This is a genomic window from Ancylobacter crimeensis (assembly GCF_023016805.1).
GTDB classification, from domain to species: domain Bacteria; phylum Pseudomonadota; class Alphaproteobacteria; order Rhizobiales; family Xanthobacteraceae; genus Ancylobacter; species Ancylobacter crimeensis.
The window spans coordinates 264,058-288,231 of record NZ_JALKCH010000007.1; the positions used below are offsets into that span (position 1 = coordinate 264,058).

Consider the following 24,174-nt stretch of genomic DNA (forward strand, 5'->3'; position numbering starts at 1 on the left):
CACACAAGGCTGGCAGAGTAAGGCGGAAATGCGGCGGAGTATGACTTTGGTTAACGCGCTCGTGAACGCGGTGACGGGAACCGCGCCATCAGAATACCTCTATCGACCAATCATCCGCGACGACCTCGACCTGTCTTCTCCTTAGCACCAGTCGGGCTTTTCGACAGGAGCAGCGTGACGTCATCCACAACCACTCTTGCAACGCGCCGCGGGTTGGGAAAAAAGGAGGCACCGGAGGGGTGGCCGAGTGGTTTAAGGCAGCGGTCTTGAAAACCGCCGTGGGTGCAAGCCCACCGTGGGTTCGAATCCCACCCCCTCCGCCAAGCCCTCGCGCGTCGTTGCCGCATGCGCCGCAGGAATTGCGATCGCAGGAACCGCGTTCGCCACATCCCGGCGCATACGCCCTCCTACCTCCCCACCAGTAACCGCTCCATCGCATCCACCAGCCGGTCCGCGTGCTCTGCCGTCACGCACAGCGGCGGGCGGATTTTCAAGACGTTGCCGTATTGCCCCGCCGCGCCGATCAGGATGCCCTCCTCGCGCAGGCCGTTGATCAGGGCGCTGGCGATGTCGGCGCGGGGGCCGGTTTCGTCGGCGAAGGCGACGCCGAGATAGAGGCCGGCCCCGCGCACCGCGGAGATGGGCGTCCGGCCGGCGAGATGGGTGAGGCGCGCCTTGAGGTGGCCGCCGACACGGGCCGCATTGGCGATCAGCCCGTCTTCCTCGATCGCCTCCAGCACCGCCCGGGCCGCCGCGGCCGCAACGGGGCTGGCGGCGAAGGTGTTGAAATAGCCGAAGGCGGCGCAGAAGCCGTCCAGCAGCTCCGGCCGCGTCACCAGCCCGGCGACCGGATAGCCATTGCCCATCGGCTTGCCCATGGTGACGATGTCGGGCACCACGCCGTGCCGGGAAAAGCCCCACAGCCCCGCGCCGGTGCGGCCGAAGCCGGGCTGCACCTCGTCGGCGATGAACAGTCCGCCGGCGCGCCGGGCCGCTTCCACGGCCGGGGCAAGAAAGCCCGGCGGGTCGGCGAAGACGCCGTCGGAGGAGAAGATGGTGTCGACCAGCAGCCCGGCGAAGGCTATGCCGTCCGCCTGCATCTGCGCGATCGCCCCGGCCACCGCATCGGCGAAGCCCTGAGCGAGGTTATTGCCGTAGATCGCCGGATCGGGCGGGTCCACCACGCGCACATGGGCCGGCGGCGCGCCGCGTTTGTAGGAGGAGGGCGACACCTCGGTCACCGCGGCGGTGTTGCCGTGATAGGCGGTGCGGGTCACAACGAAGCCGATGCCGCCGGAGGCCGAGCGGGCGATGCGCAGCGCGAGGTCGTTGCTCTCGCTGCCGGTGCAGGTCATCACGAGGTTGGACAGCGGCGCGGGAAACGTCGCGAGCAGCTTCTCGGCATAATCCTGCGTAATGTCGCACAGATAGCGGGAATGGGTGTTGAAGCGGCCCACCTGCTCGCGCACCGCGGCCACCACCTTGGGGTGGCAGTGCCCGACGCTCGGCACGTTGTTGTAGAAATCGAGATAGGCGCGCCCATCCGAGGCGTGGATCACGGCGCCCTCGGCCCGCTCGATCTTCAGTGGCACGTCGTAGAACAGTACGGACCCCGCGCCGAAGCTGCGCCGGCGACGCGCCACAAGCGCCGCGATGTCTGGGGGCAACCCCTCCCCCGCGCCGGAAAAGGCGTTGAGCGCGAGGATTTCCAGGGCGGGCGGGTCGATCTCGTGGCTCATCGTCATGCCGCGTCTCCCGCGCTGGCGAGGAAGGCCTGGCCGAGGGCGACGGTGCCCTGCGTATAGGCCGTGCCCATGGCCTGCGCCGTCGGGGTTTCGGCATGCGAGGCGACCCAGGCGGTCAGCAGCATGCGCCGCAGCATGATGAAGGTCGGCAGGATGGCGCAGTCCTCGTCCGGTAGCGGTGCCACAGTTCGATAGCCGGCTACCCATGCTTGCTGAAGCTGGGGAATATACGGCTCCTGCTCGGTGAAGCTGATGGCGGCGGCGAAATCGTAGAGGTACCAGGAGAAGCCGCAATCATCGAAATCGATCACGCTCAGCGTGTCGCCCTCCACCAACAGATTGGCGACCCGCATGTCGGCATGGACGAGGCCGAAGCGGTCCGGCGCGGTGCCATAGGCCTCCACCTTCCGCTTCAGCAGGGCGGCGACCTCTTCGAGCACGGCGCGCCCTTCAGCATTGAGCCCGAGCCCGGCGCGCCAGTCGCCCCAGAGCAGCACCGAGCCGAGCATGGCGTCATAGTCCCAGCGCTTGCGCACGAAGCCCTCCGGGCGCCTCCAGGCTTTCGCATGGGCGTGGAGCCGGGCATTGATGGCGCCGAGCCGCTCGAACCAGCGCGGCAGGTCCTGCCCCTCCGCCGGCTCGCGGCCCGGCACATGTTCAAAGGCCACTGCATGACGGACCGTGCCCTCATCCTCGATGTCGGCGATGAGATTGCCGTCGAGCTGCGGCACCGGAGTCAGCGTCGCCACCACTCGCTCGGCGTTGAGCGCGTTCAGCCAGGCGAGTTCCGAGGCGATCTCGGCGCGGGTGTGGTAGCCGGGCCGGTGCACGCGCAGCACCAGATCGCGCCCACTCTCGGGATCGATCGCGCGGAAGGTGGCGTTCTCGGAAATGGTCAGCAGCCGCACCACGCTCGCCGAGGGCAGGCCCCAGCGCGGCAGCGTCCGGCGCAGGCCGGCTTCGAGCCGGGCGAGAAAGTCTGGGCTGTACATCAACTGCGTCATGATCGGTGCTTCGTCGGGACCGGGCGGCGGGACGCCCCTTCAGGAAACAGGCTCATCGCGCGCCCTCCCCGGCCTGGCGGGAGGTTGCCGTCACCTCGACCTGCGCGCGCTGCAACGCGCGCGCGAGCGCGCCGCCGGGCGGGGTGTCGGTGACGAGGCGATGGATGTCGGGCACGCGCGCCCAGATGGCGAGCGAGGGTATGTCGAACTTGCTGTGGTCGGTGACGATGATGGTCTCCGCCGCCCGGTTCATCATTGCCTTATAGACCCAGGCCGCCGGCGCCTCGGCATCGGCGAGCCCTTCCGCCGTGATGCCGGAGACGCCAAGGATCGCCCGGTTGACGTTGTAGTTCTGCAGGAACTCGATGGTTTCCACCCCCACCATCATGCCCTCGCGCGCATTGTAGCGGCCCGGGCACATGATGATCTCGATGGTCGGGTTCGGCGCCAGCACCGTCGCCACGGAGAAGGAATGGGTGATGACGGTGATGTTCCGGCACTCCGCCGCCATTCGCCGGGCGACATGGGTGGTGGTGGCGCCGGCACCGATGGCGATGACCTCCTGCGGCTCGATGAACCGGACCGTGCGTGCGGCGATCGCCTCGCGCTCGGCCACCATCATGCGGTGGCGCTCGGTCACGGCCGGTTCGGAGGCGAGCGGGCGCACCGCACCGCCATAGGTGCGGTTGATGAGCCCGCGCTCCTGAAGCTCGAACAGGTCGCGCCGGATGGTCTCGGTCGAGACCGACAGGTCGGCGGCCAGATCACCGACGCGCAGCGTCGCGCTGGCGCGCATCTCGGCAAGGATGCGCTCCTGCCGCGCGGGCTTGTCCAGCCTCGCGCGCCGGCCCTTGGGCGCCGCGATGGTGGCGGAATGATCGCTCATGCCGGACGACGCCTCCGGGCGAGCAGGCCGACGAGGCCGCCGCCGAGCAGCAACACCGCCGCGCCCAGCGTCGCCATGGTCCCGAGCGCAGGCACCATGGGGGTATAGCCGGCCACCATCTTGGCATAGAGCCATTTCGGGATCGTTGAGTCAGCACCCGCCGTGTAGAGTGAGAGCGGGAAGTTGCTCCACGACAGCAAGAAGGCGAAGAGCATGCCCGACCAGATGCCCGGCCACAGCAGCGGCAGCGTCACCTCGCGGAACACCTGGATGCGCGAGCAGCCGAGGTCATAGGCCGCCTCTTCCAGTGCGGGGTCGAAGCCATAGACCTGGATGGCGATCACCAGCGTCACCACGGGCACGATCCACACGAGATGGGCGAAGGCTGCCGTCATCCACGAGGTCTGGATGCCCACCGCGTTGAAGCCGAGCAGCAGCGCGAGGCCGAGCACCGGCTGGGGGAAGAAGATCGGCAGGATGATGAGCTTCTGGTAGAGCCGCCTCCCCGTCCAGTCGTAGCGGGCGAAGGCGAGCGCGCCGAAGGTGGCGATCACCACCGAAAGCACGGTGACGACCAGCGCGATCAGGATCGAGGTCTTCACGATCATGCCGATCTCGAACGAGGCCAGCGTCTTGTCCCACCAGTCGGTCGAGAAGGTCTTGATGGGGAAGCCGAAATAGCGGCTCTTGTTGAAGCTCGCCAGCGCCCCGCACAGGATCGGCAGGTAGACGATAACGAGCACGAACGCCGTCCAGCCCCAGATCAGGGCGTTGGTCCGCTTCTGCTTCCGGATGAGCGACGTCGCCATGGCTCAGCGTCTCCCCAGCATGCGGTCGAGGTCGAGGCGGGAGAGCACGTAGAGGATCAGCACGCCGATGAAGGCCGTCACCACCACCGCCAGCGCCGAGCCGAGCGGCCAGTTCTGCGAATAGGTGAAGGCGATCTCGATGTCGTGGGAAATCACGATCACCGACTGCCCGCCGAGGATCTTCGCCTCCGCCGTCGCGCCGATGGCGAGCACGAAGGTCAGCAGCATGCCGATGAGAATGCCCGGCATGGCGAGCGGCAACTCGATCTCGCGCCAGATGAAGAGCCGCCCGGCGCCCAGGTCGCGTGCCGCATCCACCAGATCGCGCGGCACCAGGGCGAGGCCGAGGGTCATGGGAAACAGCATGAAGGGCAGATAGGTGTAGAGCATGCCGAACAGGGTGATGCCGGGCGTGTAGAGCACCTCCGGTCCGCCGGGCAGGCCGAGCCATTTCAGCGTCCCGTCGAGCACGCCGTTCTTGATGAAGAACAGCACCCAGCCATAGAGCCGGACGTTCTCCGATACGAAGAGCGGGAACACGAACAGCACGCTGACGAAACCGGCATAGCGGCCGAACACCATGTTCAGCCCGTAGGCGATCGGATAGGCGATCACCGCCAGCAGCGCGACGGTGAACAGCGCGAAGCCGCAGGACCAGACGAAGGACACCCACACCGTATTCGACGGATCGAACAGCGTGGCGAAATTGGCGAGCGTGAAGGAGCGGAACACATCGAAGCTGCGCGGCGTGGCGAAGGAATAGGCGAGGATCGCCACCAGCGGCGCGAGGAAGCCGAGCCCGAGCAGTACCGCCACCGGCAGTGCGCAGCGGGCGCCGACCGAGAGGCGGCGCGCATGACGCACGCCGTCCATGCCTTCCGGCGCGTGGGCGAGCGCGCGGGGTTGCGTCTCAGTGTGGGCGAGGTCGGCCATCCTCTTCCCCTCAGCCGGCAAGGGTGAAGGCATCGGCGGCATCCCAGCCGATCGTCACCACCGGGTCGCTGCCGGGCGGAAGCGCACGGGCGCGCGACAGCTCCACCAGCATCACCTTCTCGCCGACCCTTATCTGGTACTGGATGCGCGAGCCGAGCGAATATTCATTGTAGACCGTGCCGGTGAGGCGGTTGTCGGCGGTGTCGCCCTCCTTGAGGAAGCGCATATATTCCGGCCGTACCACGACGAAGGCCTCGCCGAGCGCCGCACCATCGGCCGGCGGACGAAGGGTGAAGCGGCCGTCCACGTCCACGCCCCGCCATTCTTCGCCGTCGCGCTTCACCTTGATGGTGTTCACCTCGCCGACAAACTCCGACACGAAGCGGTCGACCGGGGCGCCGTAGATCTCCTCCGGCGTGCCCACCTGCACCAGCCGGCCGGCGCGCATCACGCCGATGCGGTCGCTCATCACCATCGCTTCCTCCAGCGAATGGGTGATGTAGATGAAGGTCTTGCCCGTTTCGCGGTGCAGGTCCTTCAGCTCCTTCTCCAGCGCCTTCTTCAGCTTGTAGTCGAGCGCGGAGAGCGGCTCGTCGAAGAACAGCACCTGCGGGTCATAGGCGAAGGCGCGGGCCAGGGCGACACGCTGGCGCTCGCCGCCGGAGCACTTCATCACGTTCTTGTCGAAATAGTCGGGCGGCAGCCGCACCACCTTCATCAGTTCCAGCGCGCGGGCCTTGCGGGCGGCGGCGGAGACGCCCTTCACCTTGAGCGGGAAGGTGATGTTCTCGCCCACGCTCTTGTGGGGAAACAGCGCCAGCGACTGGAAGACGAGGCAGGTCGGCCGCCTGTTGGCGGGCATGTCGTTGATGAGCTCGCCGCGCAGGGTGATGTAGCCCTCGCTCGGCGTGTCCATGCCGGCGAGCATGCGCAGCAGCGTCGTCTTGCCGGAGCCAGACGGCCCGACGATGGTCAGGAACTCGCCTTCGCGCACATCGAGGTCGATGCTCTCCACCGCGGCGAAGCGGCCGAAGGTCTTGCGCACCCCGACCAGTTGCAGGATCGGCCGGGGCTGCGCCTCGGCGGCGGGAGCGGTCATGGTCTGGAGCATGCGGGCCTTCCTGTCGGCATCAGGCAAGAGCGTTCAACGGCAGGACACGAAAGGCGGAGAGACGAAAGGCAAGAGACGCGGTGTCCCCCGAGCCGGCCGCTGAGAAGGAGCGCGGGCTGCCGGGCGGGGAGCGTTCCGCCCCCCTGCCCGCGCCGGCGCCTCATCCGCGCAACCGCTTGGCCGCGTTCATGATGTCCAGCGCCTTGTCGTAGTCCGGCACGATGTCGTACTCGACCGAGCGGGCCATCTCCTCTTCGAGGCTGTCCCACTGGATGGCGTCCAGCTCTTCCTTGGTGAACAGCTTGAAACAGTCGGGATTGCCCATCTGCGCCACCGGATTGAAGGTGCCTTCTGCGAAGGCGACGGTGTGCGCCACTTCGGGCGCCTGCACATATTTCAGGAAGTCCAGCGCCAGCGGGGAAAGCTGCGGGTTGTTGACCGTGGACGTCACCTCGATCCACGAGATGCCGCCCTTTCCGCCGGTGAGCGGGCCCTTCAGCGGGGTGATGGCGCGCAAATTGGGATGGCCGTCGGCCCGCGCCGGCGAAACCGAATAGGTGCCGCCGGTGAGGTGCAGGTCGATCTCGCCGGAAATCAGCGCCTGGTTCATCGAGGCGATGTCGCCGATCAGCTTCGCCCCCTTGAAGACCCGCTTGGCGGTCTCGTCGAATGTCGCCATTTCCTCCGGCGTGTGGACCTTGAACGGGTCGATGCCCGCCACGATGAAGATGCCGAACACGTTCCAGTCGTCGGATTCGAGGATGCCGTATTTGCCGGCCAGCGCCGGATCGTTGAACAGGTTCCAGCCGGTGTCCTCGGCGGTCTTGCGGCTGATCTTGTCGGTATTCACCACGAAGCTGTACGGCCCGAAGCGCTGCACCATGCCGATCAGCTCGCTGCCGTCGTCGCTCATCGCCCATTTGTAGGGCCATTTGAACGAGGGCAGCATCTTGGCGAAGAACGGCTCGAACTGTTCCTTCGGCAGCGGCTTGATCAGCTTCTCGGGCAGCATCACCTTGCGTGCCCAGGGATTGTTGACGTTGATCAGATCCCACGTGTTGATCTCGCCGGCGCGCAGCCGGTTGATCATGGTCGGGTCGTTGGTCAGGCTCTCGGCCTTCACCGTGGCGCCGGTTTTGGCGCGGAACGGGTCCAGCACCTGCGCGGAGTTGTAGCCCTCCCAGCACAGGATGTTCAGCTCCTTCTCGCGCGCCGCGAAGGCGCTGCCGGAAAAGAGCGGACCGGCGGCCATCGCCCCCGCCCCCGCGGCCATGCCCTTGAGCAGCGAGCGCCGCGAAAGCCCCGGTCCGTACACGCCCGTCATCCCCCTGCCCGCCATAGCCCGATCCCCTGTGGTTCCCGCGCTCCTGCCTGTCGCGACGACACGCGGGTGCCATGCGTCGAAGGCTGCGCTGTGGTTCAGATGTGGAATTATGTTGGAACCTAAACATGCGGTTTTTGGCTTTACAACATCAAATTGGCATCGCACCCTGCTGAAAAGTCAGGCAGCCCAACATTTCGTCATATCAGCGGGGCGCGGGCCACGACCTGCCTCATCACCACGGATCCAGAACGCTTTTCAGGGAAGCCGCTTTCCATGTTCACGCCGCTCACGGGCAAGACCGTCATCGTCACGGGCGCCAGCAAGGGAATAGGGCGCGGCATCGCGCTGCGTTTCGGGCAGGCCGGGCTCAACGTGCTCGTTGTCAGCCGCACCCTCGCCGAGGCCGAGAAGGTGGCGGGCGAGATCGGCGCCAACGCCTCGGCCTTCGCCGCCGACGTCACCAAGACGGACGACACCTTCGCCATGGCCGCCGCGGCGCTGGAGCGCTACGGCGCGATCGACGTGCTCTGCGCCAATGCCGGCATCTTCCCCGCGGCGAAGCTCGGCGAGATGACCGAGGCCGATTTCGACCATGTCATCGACACCAATCTGAAGGGCACGTTCCTGTCCGTTTCCGCGGTGCTGCCGGCCATGAAGGCGCAGAAGAAGGGGCGCATCGTGCTCACCTCATCCATCACCGGCCCGATCACCGGCTTCCCGGGCTGGTCGCATTACGGCGCCTCCAAGGCCGGCCAGCTCGGCTTCATGCGCACCGCGGCGATCGAGCTGGCGCCGTGGAACATCACGGTCAACGCCGTGATGCCCGGCAACATCCACACCGAAGGCATGGACGGCATGGGGGAGGCCTATATCGCCTCGACCGCCGCCTGCGTTCCGATGAAGAAGCTCGGCAGCGTGTTCGACATCGCCAATGCGGCGCTGTTCTTCGCCTCGGACGAGGCCGGCTACATCACCGGCCAGGGGCTTTCGATCGACGGCGGCCAGATCCTGCCGGAATCGCCCATGGCGCTGGACGAGATGGGCGGGCCCTGACGGAAATCCACGCTCTCCCTGCGCTGCACCATTTTTATGATCCGCACCCGCATATAGGTCTTGAGAAACCGGCCGATCACGCTAGTCCAGAAGGGCTCGCCCATTTCCTGAAGCCGGGAGATGGGTTCCCGGCTTCGGCTTCCAGGATCCTGATGGGTGACGCGACCTTCCTGCTGCTGATCAACCTGGCGATCGGCGTCGTGTTCGCCGGGACCTTCCTCGGCATAACCGCGCGTTCCGGCCTCGGGCTCGGGCGCTGGTGCGCGGCCGGATTCGTTGCGGCGGCGGGGGCGGTGAGCGTGGAGGCTCTGGCGCAGGGCATCGCCTCGGTGCGGGTGGTGTCGACGCTCTCCTTCGGCCTGCTGCTCGCCTCGCTCCTGCTGATCGCGGCGGGGCTGCTGCGTCACTACCAGCCGGATGCGCGGGTCGGCTGGATTGCGGGCATCGGCCTTGCCTATGCCGCCGTCAACGGCCTCTTCATCGTCGATCTGCCGCGCGGCGGCTGGGCGCAAGCCCTCGCCTACCAGCTTCCCTTCGCCGTCGTGCTGGCTGGTGCGGCGGTCGTCGTCCTGCGCCATTCGCCGCGGCGGGCGATCGACCTCATCCTCGCCTTCGTGCTGGCGCTGTGCGCCCTGCAATTCGCGACGAAGGCGGTGCTCATCCCCGCCTTGGACTCCGCCGTCAGCGTGCGGGCCTATCTCACCAGCTCCTATATTCGCTATTCGCAGACGGCCGGCGGCATCCTCTCCCTTATGCTGGGTGCAAGCCTCGTCGGCCTTCTGGTGACGGAGGTGCTGGCCGAGAATGCCCGCAGGCTGGAGCGGGACGAGCTATCCGGCGTGCTGACCCGTGCCGCCTTTCTGGAACGGGCGCGCCGCGTCCTCGGCGCGGGCGGCGACCGTTGCGCGCTGGTGATGTGCGATCTCGACCATTTCAAGTCGATCAACGACACCTATGGCCACGCCGCGGGCGACGACGTGATCCGCCATTTCGGCGCCGTGCTGCTGCTGCGCACCGGCGCCCGAGGCCTGTGCGGCCGGATCGGCGGCGAAGAGTTCTGCATTCTGCTGAAGGATGTGCGTCTCGACGACGTAACGCTCTATGTCGAGGAGATCCGGCAGGTCGCGGCGACCACGCGGCACGATTGGCAGGAGGACGAATTCCGGCTGACCGCGAGTTTCGGGATCGCTCTGGTGGAAGCCGGCGAAACGATGGCGGACGCCATGCGGCGTGCCGACCGTGCGCTGTACGATGCCAAGGCGGCGGGGCGCGACCGCTATCGGGTGGCATGGCCGAATATGCCGCTGCATCAAGGTGTTGCGTCAGAAACGTGACAGTCCCGCCCTAGCGGGGGTGGAAATATCTGCGCAAACGCCTATGTAATGAGACCGGTCTACCCAAAACCAATTGCCGCTGAAGCGGTCAGGATAGGATAGAAATTGCAGGTCATCGTACGCGAGAACAATGTCGATCAGGCGCTCCGGGCGCTGAAGCGGAAACTGCAGCGTGAAGGCGTCTTCCGCGAGATGAAGGCGCGCCGCTCCTATGAGAAGCCCTCCGAGCGCCGGGTTCGCGAAAAGGCGGAGGCTGTGCGCCGCGCCCGCAAGCAGGCCCGCAAGCAGGCGCAGCGCGAAGGGCTGATCCCGGCTGCCAAGAAGAAGCCGGCCGGCACCCGCTGATCGACTGTCCTGCCATCCCGATGGCGACATGACCCTCTTGAGGACATTTCGCATTGCCCGGGAAGTTAATCAGGATTTCAATGACCTGCTGCCGTTCTCTCATGCCTGGTGGAAGGTTCCTTCACGAACCGGTCTCCGGCTGTCCCGCTAAGCGGCAGGCAGGTTTCACGCCTCGACACATCGTCGAACATGAAAGGCCGGGCGTGCCCGGCCTTTTTCTTTGAAGGAGAAGCTCATGCCCAACGCACCCGCCCGTGACACGCCCTTCACGCCGCGGCTCAGCGCCAGCGATGCCAAGCGCGAGGCGATCTACAACGCCGCGCAGGAGATCATCGACAAGGAAGCGGCCGCGCGCGATGCCAAGATCGCGCGTCTGCGGGAAGCCCGGATGAAGCAGGAAGCCGAACAGAGCAGCGCGCCCCGCAAGGCCGCCTCCCACCGTGCCACCGCCGCCGGCGCTGCGGCCTGACGCACGCGACGCCAGCCGGCGGGCCCTCATGCCCGCCGGTGGCTTCTCCCCGACGAAAAACGCTCCCGAGCACTTGCCAGCGCCGCCCGGAACGGCGCCCGCGGGCGGATGCCGCCGACGCACATACGATCGGCCTCGACCGCCTGGCCTCGCCACGTCATCCGATTCATCCCGCGGTCGCATCGCCTGCGCCGCCTTGCGCTTCCCCCAAGCAAATTCTGGAATCGACCCTTTCCCGCCGCCGACGGTCCCCCGTCCTGATCCGGCCTACCGTTCCCAATGCGGTTTCCTCTCCGCCGCCCCTGGCGCGGGGTGAAGGCATGGTGCTCACCTGTGCAGGGCATCGCCGCGCAGGCCTCCCGTGGGCCTTTATGCTTTCCTTACCCCCGCGCCGCTCCTTCGGCATCGACCCTTGACGCGCTTCGGGCCCATTCCGGTCCGTACCAACAGCGTCAGGAGAACCGCCCATGGCGGACATCGTCTTTCTGTTCACCGGCATCGCCTCGCTCCTCGTCCTCGCCGTCTATGCGCGGGCGCTGGCGCGGCTCGGCTGAGGGCCGCGTCATGATCGAGCCGCTTCTCGGCCTCGTCGTCGCGGTGTGCCTCGCCGCCTATCTCGTCGTCACGCTTCTCAAGCCCGAGCGGTTCTGAGGGAGCCCTTTTCACATGACCTTCATCGGATGGCTGCAGATCGCAGCCCTGTTCCTCGCCGTGCTCGCGGCGGTGAAGCCGCTCGGCCTCCACATGGTCCGCGTCTTCACCGGCGAACGCACCTTCCTGTCCCCCCTGCTCCGGCCGGTCGAGGCCGGCTTCTACCGGCTCGCGGGCGTCGATGAACGCAAGGAGCAGGGTTGGCTCGCCTATACCCTCTCCATGCTGGCCGTCTCCATCGCCGGCTTCGTGCTGCTTTACGCGATCCTGAGGTTGCAGGCCTTCCTGCCGCTCAACCCGCAGGGCTTCGGCAATGTGGCGCCGGACCTCGCCTTCAACACGGCGGTGAGCTTCGTCACCAATACCAACTGGCAGAACTATGCCGGCGAAGCGACGATGAGCCATTTCAGCCAGATGGCCGGGCTCACCGTGCAGAACTTCCTTTCCGCCGCCACCGGCATCGCGCTGGCGGTGGCGCTGACACGGGCCTTCGCCCGCTCGAAAGCAGCGACGCTCGGCAATTTCTGGGTCGATTTCACCCGCGCCAATCTCTATGTGCTGCTGCCGCTCGCCATCGTCGTGGCGCTGGCCTTCGTCGCGCTCGGCCTGCCGCAGACGCTGGACGCTTCCGCCACCGCGACCACGCTGGAAGGCGGCAGGCAGGTGCTCTCGCTCGGCCCGGTCGCGAGCCAGGAGGCGATCAAGCAGCTCGGCACCAATGGCGGCGGCTTCTTCAACGCCAATGCCGCCCATCCCTTCGAGAACCCCACCGCGCTCTCAAGCCTCCTCAACATCTTCGCCATGCTGGTGATTTCGGCCGCGCTCACCTACAGCTTCGGCCAGATGACGGGCGAGCGCCGGCAGGGCTGGGCCTTCCTCGCGACCATCGCCATCCTGCTCATCGCCGGTGTCGGCGCGGTCTACTGGGCGGAGAGCGCCGGCAACCCGATCCTCGACGAGCTCGGCCTCGATGCCGCCGCCGGCAACATGGAGGGCAAGGAGATCCGCTTCGGCATGGCCGGCAGCGCGCTTTACGCCGCTGTCACCACCGGCGTCTCCGATGGCGGCGTCAATGCCATGCACGGCTCCCTCACCCCGCTCGGCGGGCTGGTGCCGATGTTCCTCATCCAGCTCGGCGAAATCCTGCCGGGCGGCACCGGCTCGGGGCTTTACGGTCTCGTGGTCTTCGCCCTGCTCGCGGTCTTCGTCGCCGGCCTCATGGTGGGGCGCACGCCGGAATTCCTCGGCAAGAAGATTGATGGCCGCGAGATGAAATACGCCATGCTGGCGGTGCTCATCCTGCCGGTCGCGATCCTCGGCTTCAGCGCAGTCTCGGCGATGCTTCCGGCGGCGGTGGCGAGCATCGGTACGCCGGGCCCGCACGGCCTGTCCGAGATCCTCTATGCTTTCACCTCCGCGACCGGCAACAACGGCTCGGCCTTTGGCGGCCTGTCGGGGAACACCCTCTGGTACAACACGACGCTCGGCCTCGCCATGCTGCTCGGCCGCTTCGCCTATGTGGTGCCGGTCATGGCCATCGCCGGCTCGATCGCGGCTAAGGTGAAGAGCCCGGCCTCGACCGGCACCTTCCCCACCCACACGCCGCTTTTCGTCGGCCTGCTCATCGGCATCATCCTCATTCTCGGCGGGTTGCAGTTCTTCCCCGCGCTGGCGCTCGGACCCATCGTCGAACATTTCGCGATGCTGGCCGGCACTACCTTCTGAAGAGACATCCCCATGTCCTCCATGCCCTCCCATACCCATGCCGTGTCCGATGCGCCGGAAGGCGTGCGACGGCCCGGGCTGCTCGATCCGGCGATCATCGTGTCCTCGATCGGCTCCGCCTTCGTGAAGCTTGATCCGCGCCAGCTTGTGCGGAACCCGGTCATCTTCGTCACCGAGGTGGTGGCGGCGCTGGTCACCCTCTTCTTCCTGCGCGACCTCGCGAGCGGCAGCGGCGCCGGCTTTTCCGGCCAGATCGCCGCGTGGCTGTGGTTCACCGTGCTGTTCGCGACCTTCGCCGAGGCGGTGGCGGAAGGCCGCGGCAAGGCTCAGGCGGACAGCCTGAAGCGGGCCCGCTCCGAACTCTCCGCCCGCCGGCTCGGCGCGGATGGCCGCACGATCGAGACCATCCCCGCCACCGTCCTGCGCATCGGCGACCTGGTGCTGGTGGAAGCCGGCGAACTCATCCCCGGCGACGGCGAGGTGGTGGAAGGCGTTGCCTCGGTGAACGAGAGCGCCATCACCGGCGAGTCGGCGCCCGTCATCCGGGAATCCGGCGGCGATCGGTCTGCCGTCACCGGAGGCACGATGGTGCTGTCGGACCAGCTCCGCATCCGCATCACCGTGGCGCCGGGCTCCTCCTTCGTCGACCGGATGATCGCGCTCATCGAGGGCGCGAAGCGGCAGAAGACGCCGAACGAAATTGCACTCACCATCCTCCTCACTGGACTCACTCTCATCTTCCTCATTGCGATCGTCACCCTGTGGGGTCTCGCCGGTTATTCCGGTACGGTGCTGTCGGTCACGGTGCTCGCGGCGCTGCTGGTGACGCTGATCCCGACAACCATCGGCGGCCTGCTCTCGGCCATCGGCATCGCCGGCATGGACCGGCTGGTGCGCTTCAACGTGATCGCCACCTCGGGCCGAGCGGTGGAGGCGGCGGGCGATGTCGACACCCTGCTGCTCGACAAGACCGGCACCATCACCTTCGGCAACCGCATGGCGACCGACTTCCAGTCGGTGCCGGGCATCGACCCGCATCGTCTCGCGGAAGCCGCGCTGCTGGCGAGCCTCGGCGACGAAACGCCGGAAGGGCGCTCTATCGCCGCGCTCGCCAATGGCGAATATGGTGTGCCTACCCCGGCGACGGCACCAGATGTGGTTATCCCCTTCGCCGCCGAAACCCGCCTGTCCGGCGTCGATATCGACGGGCGCCGCCTGCGCAAGGGTGCGGTGGACGCGGTGCTGCGCTTCGTCGGCATCGATCCCGCGGTGGCACCGCCGGAATTCCGGCAGGCGGTGGACCGCATCGCCCGCACCGGGGGCACGCCGCTCGGCGTATGCGAGGGCGACCGGCTGCTCGGCGTCATCCACCTGAAGGACGTGGTGAAGCCGGGCATCAAGGAGCGTTTCGCCCGGATGCGCGCCATGGGCATCCGCACCGTGATGGTGACCGGCGACAACCCCGTCACCGCCGCGGCCATCGCCTCGGAAGCCGGTGTCGATGACTACCTCGCCCAGGCGACGCCGGAGGACAAGCTCGCCTATATCCGCAGGGAGCAGGAGGGCGGCCGCCTCATCGCCATGTGCGGCGACGGCACCAACGACGCCCCCGCCCTCGCCCAGGCCGACGTCGGCGTTGCCATGCAGACCGGAACGCAGGCCGCGCGCGAGGCCGCGAACATGGTGGACCTCGATTCAAGCCCGACCAAGCTCATCGAGATCGTGGAGATCGGCAAGCAATTGCTGATGACGCGCGGCTCGCTGACCACCTTCTCCATCGCCAATGACGTAGCGAAGTATTTCGCGATCATCCCGGCGCTGTTCGTCGCCACCTATCCCGCGCTCGGGACGCTCAACGTCATGGGCCTCGCCTCGCCGCAATCGGCGATCCTGTCGGCGGTTATCTTCAACGCGCTCATCATCGTGGCGCTGATCCCGCTGGCGCTGAAGGGCGTTGCCTATCGCCCGGTCGGCGCGGCAGCGTTGCTGCGCCGAAACCTGCTGGTCTACGGGCTCGGCGGCATCGCCCTGCCTTTCATCGGCATCAAGCTCGTCGACCTCGCCGTCAGCGCCCTTCATCTGGTGTGATCATGCTCAGGCAGCTTCGTCCCGCCGTCGTGCTGACGGCGCTCTTCACCCTCCTCCTCGGCCTCGCCTATCCGCTGGCCATCACCGGCGCCGCCCGCGCGCTCATGCCGGCCGCGGCCGGTGGCAGCCTGATCCGGAAGGACGGCATCGTCATCGGCTCCGCCCTGATCGGCCAGGCCTTTGCGTCCGATCGCTATTTCTGGCCGCGGCCGTCCGCGACCGGCACGCCCTATGACGCCTCCTCCTCCAGCGGCTCCAATCTCGGTCCCACCTCCGCGAAGCTGCGCGAGCGGGTGGCGGGCGAGGTCGAGCGGCTAACGGCGGCAGGCATCGCGACGCCGATTCCGGAGGATGCGGCAACCACCTCCGGCTCCGGGCTTGACCCGGACATCTCGCCGGCCTTCGCCGCCGCACAGGTGGCGCGGGTGGCGAAAGCCCGCGGGCTGCCGGAAGCCGACGTCGCCGGCCTCGTCTCCCGCCATGCCGCAGGACGGCTGTTCGGCTTCATCGGCGAGCCCCGCGTGAACGTGCTAAAGCTCAACATCGCGCTCGACGCGCTGAAGACCTGACGCACGATGGTTGCCAACGCCGCCCGAGACGAGACCCGGCCCGACCCTGACAGCCTGCTGGCCGCGAACCGGCCGGAGGGGCGCGGGCGGCTGACGATCTTCCTCGGCGCGGCGCCCGGCGTCGGCAAGACCTTCGCCATGCTCTCCCGCGCCCGCGCCTTGCGCGCGCAGGGCGTCGACGTGGCGGTGGGCCTTGCCGAAACCCATGGCCGCAGCGAAACGGCGCAACTGCTCGACGGGCTGGAGACCCTTTCGCGTCGGCACGTCGCTTATCGGGGGCGGATGATCGAGGCGTTCGACCTCGACGCCGCCCTTGCGCGCCATCCCCGCGTGCTGGTGGTGGACGAACTCGCGGCCTCCAATCCCGAAGGCTCGCGCCACCCCAAGCGCCACCAGGACATCGAGGAACTGCTCACGGCCGGCATCGACGTGTGGACCGCGCTCAACATCCAGCACCTCGAAAGCCTGACCGACGTGGTCGCCGACATCACCGGCGTGCGGGTGCAGGAGCGCGTGCCGGACCTGCTGCTGAGCAAGGCCGACGACATCGTGCTGGTTGACCTACCGCCGGCAGAGCTGATCGCGCGGCTTAAGGAGGGCAAGGTCTACCTGCCCGACAGCGCCCGGCGCGCGGCGGAGCGCTTCTTCCGGCTCGGCAATCTCACCGCGCTGCGCGAACTCGCCCTGCGCCGCACCGCCGACCGGGTGGACGACGATGTCGTCGACTATCTGAAGAGCCACGCGATCGAGGGCGTGTGGGCCGCCTCCGAGCGGCTCATCGTGTGCGTCGGGCCGGACACCCTGTCCGAGAAGGTGGTGCGCACCGCGAGCCGTATCGCCTCCGGCCTCAACGCGCCCTGGCTCGTCGTCTCGCTGGAGCGGGCCGATCGCGAGCCCTCCGATCCGGCCGATCCCGGGCGCATCGAGGCACTGTTCCGCTTCGCCGAGACGCTGGGCGCACAGACCCGGCGGCTTATCGCCAGCGATTTCGTCGCCGAACTCCTGAAACTCGCCCGCCGGGAGCACGCGACCCAGATCGTGCTTGGCGTTCCTACGACACGACGACGCCTGTTCCGCCTGCGCCCCTCCCTGGCCGATGAACTCGCCGCGCAGGCTGCCGGCATCGGGCTCCATCTCGTTACCGGCAGCGCCGAACCCCGCCCGCCCCGCCGCACGCGCCGGCAGGACTGGATGCCGCGACTGTTGGCAGCATGTGTCGCCTGCCTCGCGGTTGCCGGCGCGACGCTGACGGGGCTCGGCATCGAGCAGGTGGTGCCGCTCTCCAATGTCTCGTTGCTGCTGCTGCTCGCCGTCGTCGTGGCCGCGATCCGGGCGGGCTACGCCTCGGCGCTGCTGGCGGCGGTACTGTCGGGCCTGGCTTATAATTTTTTCTTCATCCCGCCGCTCTACACCTTCACGATCGCCTCGCCGCACGAGGTGTTCGCCTTCGTCATCTTCCTGCTTGCGGCGCTGATTGCCGGGGGACTTGCCTCCCGCGTGCGCGAGCAGGCCCGCACCGCGCTCAGCCGCGCCATCGTGGTGCAGTCGCTCTATGATTTCGCCCGCAAGCTCTCCGGCACCGCGCGCACCGAGGACGTGCTGTGGGCCTCGGTCTCGCAGCTTCACGAAAGCTTCGGCCGTGCCGCCGTGTTCCTTACTCCCTCCGAGGCCGGCGAGCTGGCGCTCGCTGCGGCCTGGCCGCCCGATGCGGAACTCGACGTCTCCGACCTGACCGCCGCCCGCTGGGCCTTCAGCCATCGCGAACCGGCCGGCCACGACACCGGCACGCTGCCGGCAAGCCCCTACCAGTTCCGCCCGCTCACCAGTCCGCATGGGGTGATCGGGGTGTGCGGGCTGCGGTGGGATGCCGGCCCGGTCGATGCGCTGTCGGAGCGGATGCTGCTCGCGGTGATGGACCAGGCGGCGGTCGCGATCGACCGGGCGCGGCTTGCGCAGGAGAGCATCGCCCAGGCGGCGCGTCTCCAGGGCGACACGCTGCGCGCCGCCCTGCTCTCCTCCATCTCGCATGATCTGCGCACCCCGCTCGCCACCATCACCGGGGCGGTGACCAGCCTGCGCCAGCTCGGCACGCGGATGAGCCCAGAGAGCCGTGACGACCTCTTGCTGACCATCGAGGAGGAAAGCAGCCGCCTCAGCCGTTTCGTCGCGAACCTGCTGGACATGACTCGCATCGAGGCGGGCACACTCGATGCGACGCGCGACTGGCTGGACGTGGGCGACGTCATCCGCGCCGCGGTGGAGCGGGGCGCGCGCTATTTTCCCGACCTCGCCGTCGAGACAGCCATCGCGCCGGATCTGCCCCTGCTGCGCGGCGATGGCGTGCTGCTGGGGCAGGTGCTGTTCAATCTCATCGACAACGCCGCCAAATACGCCGCCGGCGCGCCCGTGCGCATCCTCGCGCGGATGGAGAGCGGGCAGCTCGTGCTCTCCATGACGGATGGGGGCCCCGGTCTGCCGGCGGAGGATCTCGAAGCGGTGTTCGAGAAGTTCTTCCGCCGCGGCGGGCCGGATGGTCGGGCGCCCGGCACCGGGTTGGGGCTGTCCATCGCCCGTGGATTCGTGGAGGCGATGGGCGGCTCCATCACCGCCGAAAGCCCCGTGGAAAACCGGCGCGGCACGGGGATCGTGATGCGCTTCCCGGTTTCGCCGCCCGAGACGCCGGAGGCATGCAGCCCATGAATGCCGACCGCATCCTGGTGGTGGACGATGAGCCGCAGATCCAGCGCTTCCTGCGCCCGGCGCTCGGCGCCGCTGGCTATGACGTGGTGGAGGCTGCGACGGGCGCCGCGGCGCTGAAGGCGGCGGCGACGCTGGCGCCGGACGTGATCATCCTCGATCTCGGCCTGCCGGACATGGACGGCAAGGAGGTTGTGGCGCAGCTGCGCGGCTGGTCCCAGGTGCCGATCATCATCCTCTCCGCCCGCGACCGGGAATCGGAAAAGATCGCCGCGCTCGACCTCGGCGCGGACGACTATATCGAAAAGCCGTTCGGCATCGGCGAGCTCACCGCCCGCATCCGCGCGGCGCTGCGCCACAAGCTGCGGCAGGAAGCAGGCAGCGAGCGGGTCTGCATGGACGGGCTGGAGATCGACACGCTGCGCCGCCTCGTGAGCCGAGACGGCGCGCCGGTGAAGCTGACGCCGAAGGAATACGACCTCCTGGTACTGCTGGCCCGCCACGCCGGCCGCGTTGTCACGCACCGCACGCTTCTGACCTCGGTCTGGGGACCGGCCCATGGCGAGGACCTGCATTATCTGCGCGTCTTCATCGGCCAGTTGCGCCAGAAGATCGAGCGCGACCCGGCGCGACCGGCCATCATCCGCACCGAGCCCGGCGTCGGCTACCGCTTCGCCGAAGAGGAGTGAGACCTGAGGCGAGCCGCGTGTAGGGGCTGCCCGCGACAAGGGGATGTGGAAAGCTTCAAAGCGACTTGTGCCCGGGCCCGGCACCACCTATAAGCGCCCTGCCTGCGCGCCCTTCGTCTATCGGTTAGGACGCCACCCTTTCACGGTGGAGAGAGGGGTTCGACTCCCCTAGGGCGCGCCAGCCATTGTTCGCTTCTGTATGTCATTGATTTAATTGACCAATCAGTGACAGAAAAATGAACATGGACCCCAATTGAACCCCAGCTTTGGACCCCAGCCTGGTTAGGCTGAGCCTGCGCAGGGTCGTCGGATGGGACAGGGCTTTCATTCCACCGATCCATTTTCCAGCCTGTTGTGCGCGCTAGTAATGTACCTCAGCGAAACGCAGGTCCCCACAACAGGGTCTCAAATGACACCCTTCGGGCCGGTGATCCGACCTTCCATGTCCATCTCCCCCACGCATCGCCTCTCTCTGAGCTGCTTCTCACGGATACCCTGATACCGGCTCACGAGTTGCTGGCTGACCTCCAGAACGGCCGCCATGTCCTCCTGATCGAGACACGGGAAGTGGTCGCACGGCCAGCATACGGCCTCCTGAACCGGCATATCCTCCCGCCCACGGGACACCTGAAACGCCTTCAGGGCCGCTCCAGCCACCGCAACGGGTGGTCTTTCCGTTCGCCTGTCGAGCCCTTTCAGTGCCGACGACCACCGTTCACGAAGCCATCCCTGCCCTTCCGGGCTGATGACATCGAAGGGACGGGCTCCCCTCTTACTCGGCTCGATCCGTCTGCCGAGGCCCTACCGGATGGCCCAAGGCGATATGCGGTGGCGCTGATAGGTTCCGCCACCCTCAACGCCGACAAAGTCCAGCTCACGCAACACCGTGCGGACCTTGCGAGGGCCAACACCCATGGCCGCCCCGAACTCCGTCACCGTGATCCAGTTCCCCTTGTCGAGGGTGACCGTCTCTCCGGTGCGGCGGTCGAGGATTTCTTCCGTGTAGATCAAGGCGTGTGTCTCCGTTCCCGGTGCGATTGGCACAAGGCGGGTCTAGGCGGCGTGCAAGGGGCCGCGTTGAATGACGGTGAAGTGCCCCGAGCGATGGCTCCAAGGGCGGATTGGGTGGGATTTCAGGGGATCTAAAGGGGATAGATTCCTGACATCCCCTCAAGCGAACATACGAGGATGTTCTTCAAACGTTCTAGTTGCCGTGGGAGCCCCCTGCCGACCCCCTGAGGCCCGCCTCAATCCTCATCCCAAGGATAGCCCTCGGGCGGCTTCGGCAGGCCGTAGGTGAGCGTCCGCTCCGTGACGGCGCGGGAGCTGGTCGGCATGATGGAAGCCGCTTCAATGGCACCCTCAATGGACGCAACAGGCCCCTGCGTTTCAGCCTTCGCCTTCCCCTTGGTCTGCACCCCGTTCTCCATGAGGTTGACCATCCATGGCCCGAACGCCTTCACCTTCTTGGCGGCGGCATTGGCCACGACCTCATCAAGGCCGGCACGGGTGAGGAAGGTTGCCTTCTCGAAGGCGGGAACAGCCCTGCCATCGCTGGCGTCGAAGTCTTCGCGCTGGAGGAGGACACGGTTGCCATCGCTCATCCGCGACCACCAGATGCCCGCGATGGAACAGGGTTTCCAGCTCGGCCACCCGCCCGAGCCATTCCGTGCGCCCACCGGGGGGTGCGCGCCGCTTCCTTCAATTCAGACACGCCGGCATATTTTTTCCATAAATATCCGTTACTTAATAAGGTATCTTAAAGTGCGTCAAACGACACCCTTGCGGAAGCCTCACGCCCACCCTTGAGCCGCTCCCGGCGAGACCCTAGCCTCCCACCATTCAACCCCACCAAGGCATGGAGGCCCGCTTGGAAGGCGAAGACTTGGCGAGGCTGCTGTGCCGGCTGGAGGCGGGCATGAGCCTTACCGTGCCGGATCAATGGCTGGAAGAGGTGTTTCCCGGTTCCCGCCTCATGCGCATGCAGCGAGTGAACGAGATGGCCGGACGCTACCATTGCCTCTGCCATGACGGCCTCGGGGCCCAGACATTCGAGAAGCCGGCCCATCCGTGGCGGACATGCTGAGGCTCTGGCGGGAGGGGCCGATTGTCGGGGTGAAGGCGTCTATGGTCACCCTGTTGTGGGGACGTGCGTTTCGCTGAGGTACATTACTAGCGCGCACAACAGGCTAGAAATGAACTGCCATCCTCAAAGATCAAAGGGGACCCTGAGGTCCCCTTGGCACGTAGCTCCCTTTCGGGAAACGGACACCCTTATGAGGCCGCGCGCGCCATCTATGTAGTGCCAGCTTGGTTGAGCAAGGCGCCAGCCATCCCGCTCCAGTTAGGCGACCTTGCGCGCGTCTCGGGACACCTCTCGAAGCATGCCCATGATTTCAGAAGGATGAGTCTGGATCAGAAGAAGGAAGGCCCGCACCGCTCCAAGCGGACGGGAGCGGCCCTGCTCCCACTGCCGGATTTGGTGGACGGTGAAACCGAACATCGTGGCAAAACCATCCTGCGACATGCCAAGGCCCGTGCGGATGGCACGAACGTCCATCTCAGCCGGCACGAAGAGCTTTGCGTGCTCCGCTTCGCCACGGGCAATGGCGGTAGCCTCAGCAAGTCCTTCTGCAATCTTGTCAAACGCCTTCGTGCTCATGACCGTGCTCCAACATCCACAACTCGATCCGTATAGGCTTCGAGTAGCCTTTTTGTCATTGTTGCCAACGCGTTACGTTCCGCCTTGGATAGGTTGACCTTTTCCCCCTTGGAGAAGGCAGCAAGTAGGAAGGCCGGAATCTCCGTCCCCGAATAGAAGGTGATGGTTCGATAACCTCCGCTCTTCCCCTTACCCCTGCCTGCCCATCGCAACTTGCGGCACCCTCCAGTGCCCGCTATGGGGTCGCCGGCATCTGGATTGTTGGCAAGGAAATTTACGAGGTCTTCCACCTCGTCCTCGGTCATCCCGGCCTCGTTCGCCTGCCGGATGAAAGCTGCCGTCTGCGATACGCAATGCATATATGCATACTACGTAAAGTACGCAGTTAGTCAATGGTTCCGTTCCAGGCATCCTCCGGTAGCGGCGCTCCCGAGGGGCACAAGGAAGCACCCTCTTGAGAAACTGACAACGGCTACGCACGCAGAGACGCCAAGACCCCCAAGGCAGCGCCTAAACACCGCCTTGGGGTCTTTGTTCATACCACCTCTACGTCCGCCTCCTGTCCGACCTCAGTGCGCTCCCTGAGACTTTGGCGCGAACTCCGGGCGGCCCTGCGACATCAGCCCGAGGAGGTACAGCACCGGCAACGTGTTCTGCCAGATGATCGGCCGGACGATGGCCTTCACCTCGGCCTTGGACATCTGCCGGTTCTCCACCCACGGCCGGGCGATGGCGCTGATGGCCTCCCGCGTGTCGTCGAGAAGGCCCGTTGTCGGGTTCGCGAAGATGTCCGTGGGCTGGCTCGTGGTGCGGCTGTTGAAGCCCCGGATGCCGAACGGCATCAGGGAGGTGTCCACCAGCATCGGGATAAGGCCCGACATGCCGGTGCGCTGGAAGGCCCCAAGGGCGATGCTCTTGACCGAAAGGCGGTCCTCAAGCTGCTTCTCGGACAGGCTCGGGGACACCGCGAGGGTCTGCGCAATGTGGCCCATCATGCCGCCCATATAGGTCGCCAGGAAGGTCGTGAGGCTCTCCCGGTCCCACATATGGAGCTGGTGGAGCATCTGCTTGGAATGCGCCCCTGCCACGAAGACGCGGAACTGAGAGCTGGCTCGGGAAATTTGGACAGGTCGGATAAGTGGAGTTTCTGCCTGAAGGCGGCATGATGGCCGCGACAGGAGAGACCATGGCGAAACGACCGCGGCGGAACCATACGCCGGCCTTCAAGGCGAAGGTGGCCCTTGCAGCCGTGCGGGGCGAGAAGGCGATCGTCGAGCTGGCGCAGCAGTTCGATGTGCATCCGAACCAGATCACGCAATGGCGCAATCAGCTCCTCGATGGGGCAGCGGGCGTGTTCGACGGCGAGGCGAAGGCCGCAGCGCCGGTTCCGACGGTCGACGTGAAGACGCTGCATGCGAAGATCGGGGAGCTGACGCTGGAGAATGATTTTTGTCCGGCGCGCTCGAGAAGGCCGGCCTTCTGAGCGCAAAGCGATGATCGACCGCCATCATGACCTGCCGCTCAACCGGCAGGCGAAGGTTCTGGGGATCAGTCGAGGCAGTGTTTACTATCTGCCTCGCTCGGTTCCGGCTGCCGATCTGGCCCTGATGCGCCGGATCGACGCCCTGCACCTGGAATATCCCTTCGCCGGCAGCCGCATGTTGCAGGGCCTTCTCAATGCCGAGGGTCATGTCGCAGGGCGCCTGCACGTCGCCACGCTGATGAAGCGCATGGGGGTCGAGGCGCTTTATCGCAGGCCGAGGACCTCGAAACGGATGCCGGGGCACGCGATCTTCCCCTACCTGCTGCGTAAGCTGCCGGTGACGCGTCCCAATCAGGTCTGGGCGATGGACATTACCTACATCCCGATGGCGCGGGGCTGCGTCTACCTCGCAGCTGTCGTCGACTGGTTCAGCCGCAAGGTTCTGGCCTCGCGGCTCTCGATCACGATGGACACCGCCTTCTGTATCGAGGCGGTCGAGGACGCCATGGCCCGCTTCGGCAAGCCGGATATCTTCAATACCGACCAGGGCTCGCAGTTCACCAGCCGCGAGTTCACCGGCCTGCTGATCGCAGCCGA

Annotated in this window: 23 protein-coding genes, 2 tRNA genes and 1 pseudogene; 14 read left to right on the forward strand and 12 right to left on the reverse strand. The window is 66.6% G+C overall.

The annotated features are described in order from the left end of the window. The first annotated feature begins 233 nt into the window (after positions 1–233). Positions 234–323: transfer RNA gene (locus MWN34_RS12920), tRNA-Ser, on the forward strand. A gap of 84 nt (positions 324–407) precedes the next feature. Here MWN34_RS12920 and MWN34_RS12925 read toward each other — a convergent pair. The 7 genes from MWN34_RS12925 to MWN34_RS12955 all read right to left on the reverse strand — a co-directional run bounded on the left by MWN34_RS12925 (position 408) and on the right by MWN34_RS12955 (position 7,812). After that, the gene (locus MWN34_RS12925; protein WP_247029699.1) at positions 408–1,745 is read right to left on the reverse strand and encodes an aspartate aminotransferase family protein; all 1,338 of its coding nucleotides are present in this window, start codon (positions 1,743–1,745) and stop codon (positions 408–410) included. Then, on the reverse strand, positions 1,742–2,749 hold the full coding sequence (locus tag MWN34_RS12930) for a phosphotransferase enzyme family protein (protein WP_247029700.1): 1,008 nt from the start codon (positions 2,747–2,749) through the stop codon (positions 1,742–1,744). The genes MWN34_RS12925 and MWN34_RS12930 overlap by 4 nt, the downstream gene beginning before the upstream one ends. A gap of 52 nt (positions 2,750–2,801) precedes the next feature. Then, entirely contained in the window at positions 2,802–3,635 is an 834-nt protein-coding gene (locus MWN34_RS12935) for a DeoR/GlpR family DNA-binding transcription regulator (protein WP_247029701.1), read from the reverse strand. Then, the gene (locus MWN34_RS12940) at positions 3,632–4,444 is read right to left on the reverse strand and encodes an ABC transporter permease (RefSeq protein WP_247029702.1); all 813 of its coding nucleotides are present in this window, start codon (positions 4,442–4,444) and stop codon (positions 3,632–3,634) included. Before MWN34_RS12940 ends, MWN34_RS12935 begins: the two co-directional genes overlap by 4 nt. Positions 4,445–4,447: 3 nt before the next feature. Further along, positions 4,448–5,377 (reverse strand): ABC transporter permease, encoded by a 930-nt coding sequence (locus MWN34_RS12945; RefSeq protein ID WP_247029703.1) that lies wholly within the window; start codon positions 5,375–5,377, stop codon positions 4,448–4,450. A 10-nt stretch (positions 5,378–5,387) separates the two neighbouring features. After that, the gene (locus MWN34_RS12950) at positions 5,388–6,488 is read right to left on the reverse strand and encodes an ABC transporter ATP-binding protein (protein ID WP_247029704.1); all 1,101 of its coding nucleotides are present in this window, start codon (positions 6,486–6,488) and stop codon (positions 5,388–5,390) included. A 160-nt stretch (positions 6,489–6,648) separates the two neighbouring features. Continuing rightward, positions 6,649–7,812, reverse strand: a complete 1,164-nt coding sequence (locus MWN34_RS12955; RefSeq protein ID WP_247029705.1) for an ABC transporter substrate-binding protein — start codon at positions 7,810–7,812, stop codon at positions 6,649–6,651. A 273-nt stretch (positions 7,813–8,085) separates the two neighbouring features. Here MWN34_RS12955 and fabG point away from each other — a divergent pair, with 273 nt between their 5' ends. From fabG to MWN34_RS13010, 11 genes are all read left to right on the forward strand, one after another. Continuing rightward, a complete protein-coding gene (gene fabG, locus MWN34_RS12960; RefSeq protein WP_247029706.1) occupies positions 8,086–8,865 on the forward strand; it encodes a 3-oxoacyl-ACP reductase FabG in 780 nt (259 codons plus the stop codon). A gap of 152 nt (positions 8,866–9,017) precedes the next feature. Next, entirely contained in the window at positions 9,018–10,199 is a 1,182-nt protein-coding gene (locus tag MWN34_RS12965; protein WP_247029707.1) for a GGDEF domain-containing protein, read from the forward strand. 105 nt (positions 10,200–10,304) lie between these two features. Beyond that, a complete protein-coding gene (gene rpsU, locus MWN34_RS12970) occupies positions 10,305–10,544 on the forward strand; it encodes a 30S ribosomal protein S21 (protein WP_247029708.1) in 240 nt (79 codons plus the stop codon). Between the two features lie 235 nt (positions 10,545–10,779). Then, positions 10,780–11,013 (forward strand): hypothetical protein, encoded by a 234-nt coding sequence (locus tag MWN34_RS12975; protein ID WP_247029709.1) that lies wholly within the window; start codon positions 10,780–10,782, stop codon positions 11,011–11,013. Between the two features lie 525 nt (positions 11,014–11,538). Next, positions 11,539–11,664, forward strand: coding sequence for a K(+)-transporting ATPase subunit F (kdpF, locus tag MWN34_RS12980; RefSeq protein ID WP_247029710.1), 126 nt, complete (start codon positions 11,539–11,541; stop codon positions 11,662–11,664). Positions 11,665–11,679: 15 nt separating this feature from the next. After that, positions 11,680–13,389 carry a potassium-transporting ATPase subunit KdpA gene (gene kdpA, locus MWN34_RS12985; RefSeq protein WP_247029711.1) on the forward strand — a complete coding sequence of 570 codons (1,710 nt, stop codon included), beginning with the start codon at positions 11,680–11,682 and terminating at the stop codon, positions 13,387–13,389. A 21-nt stretch (positions 13,390–13,410) separates the two neighbouring features. Further along, on the forward strand, positions 13,411–15,477 hold the full coding sequence (gene kdpB, locus MWN34_RS12990; RefSeq protein WP_247029739.1) for a potassium-transporting ATPase subunit KdpB: 2,067 nt from the start codon (positions 13,411–13,413) through the stop codon (positions 15,475–15,477). Positions 15,478–15,479: 2 nt separating this feature from the next. Next, complete coding sequence (gene kdpC / locus MWN34_RS12995) at positions 15,480–16,046, forward strand: potassium-transporting ATPase subunit KdpC (RefSeq protein ID WP_247029712.1); 567 nt, start codon at positions 15,480–15,482, stop codon at positions 16,044–16,046. Between the two features lie 6 nt (positions 16,047–16,052). Next, complete coding sequence (locus MWN34_RS13000; RefSeq protein WP_247029713.1) at positions 16,053–18,746, forward strand: sensor histidine kinase; 2,694 nt, start codon at positions 16,053–16,055, stop codon at positions 18,744–18,746. Beyond that, positions 18,743–19,432 carry a response regulator gene (locus tag MWN34_RS13005; RefSeq protein ID WP_247029714.1) on the forward strand — a complete coding sequence of 230 codons (690 nt, stop codon included), beginning with the start codon at positions 18,743–18,745 and terminating at the stop codon, positions 19,430–19,432. Before MWN34_RS13000 ends, MWN34_RS13005 begins: the two co-directional genes overlap by 4 nt. A 106-nt stretch (positions 19,433–19,538) precedes the next feature. Continuing rightward, positions 19,539–19,613, forward strand: a tRNA-Glu gene (locus tag MWN34_RS13010). A 620-nt stretch (positions 19,614–20,233) separates the two neighbouring features. On the opposite strand, the gene MWN34_RS13015 is transcribed toward MWN34_RS13010, so the two are convergent. Next, the gene (locus tag MWN34_RS13015) at positions 20,234–20,443 is read right to left on the reverse strand and encodes a hypothetical protein (RefSeq protein WP_247029715.1); all 210 of its coding nucleotides are present in this window, start codon (positions 20,441–20,443) and stop codon (positions 20,234–20,236) included. Positions 20,444–20,679: 236 nt separating this feature from the next. Next, positions 20,680–21,036 carry a hypothetical protein gene (locus MWN34_RS13020; RefSeq protein WP_247029716.1) on the reverse strand — a complete coding sequence of 119 codons (357 nt, stop codon included), beginning with the start codon at positions 21,034–21,036 and terminating at the stop codon, positions 20,680–20,682. 266 nt (positions 21,037–21,302) lie between these two features. Here MWN34_RS13020 and MWN34_RS13025 point away from each other — a divergent pair, with 266 nt between their 5' ends. Continuing rightward, entirely contained in the window at positions 21,303–21,518 is a 216-nt protein-coding gene (locus MWN34_RS13025; RefSeq protein ID WP_247029717.1) for a hypothetical protein, read from the forward strand. 258 nt (positions 21,519–21,776) lie between these two features. On the opposite strand, the gene MWN34_RS13030 is transcribed toward MWN34_RS13025, so the two are convergent. The 3 genes from MWN34_RS13030 to MWN34_RS13040 form a co-directional block, all read right to left on the reverse strand. After that, entirely contained in the window at positions 21,777–22,094 is a 318-nt protein-coding gene (locus MWN34_RS13030; protein ID WP_247029718.1) for a helix-turn-helix domain-containing protein, read from the reverse strand. Beyond that, positions 22,091–22,453, reverse strand: coding sequence for a type II toxin-antitoxin system RelE/ParE family toxin (locus tag MWN34_RS13035; RefSeq protein ID WP_281502995.1), 363 nt, complete (start codon positions 22,451–22,453; stop codon positions 22,091–22,093). The genes MWN34_RS13030 and MWN34_RS13035 overlap by 4 nt, the downstream gene beginning before the upstream one ends. A 210-nt stretch (positions 22,454–22,663) precedes the next feature. After that, a complete protein-coding gene (locus MWN34_RS13040) occupies positions 22,664–23,158 on the reverse strand; it encodes a hypothetical protein (protein WP_247029720.1) in 495 nt (164 codons plus the stop codon). 122 nt (positions 23,159–23,280) lie between these two features. On the opposite strand from MWN34_RS13040, the pseudogene MWN34_RS13045 reads away from it, so the two are divergent. Beyond that, positions 23,281–24,174: pseudogene (locus MWN34_RS13045) on the forward strand (IS3 family transposase); the annotation flags it as partial.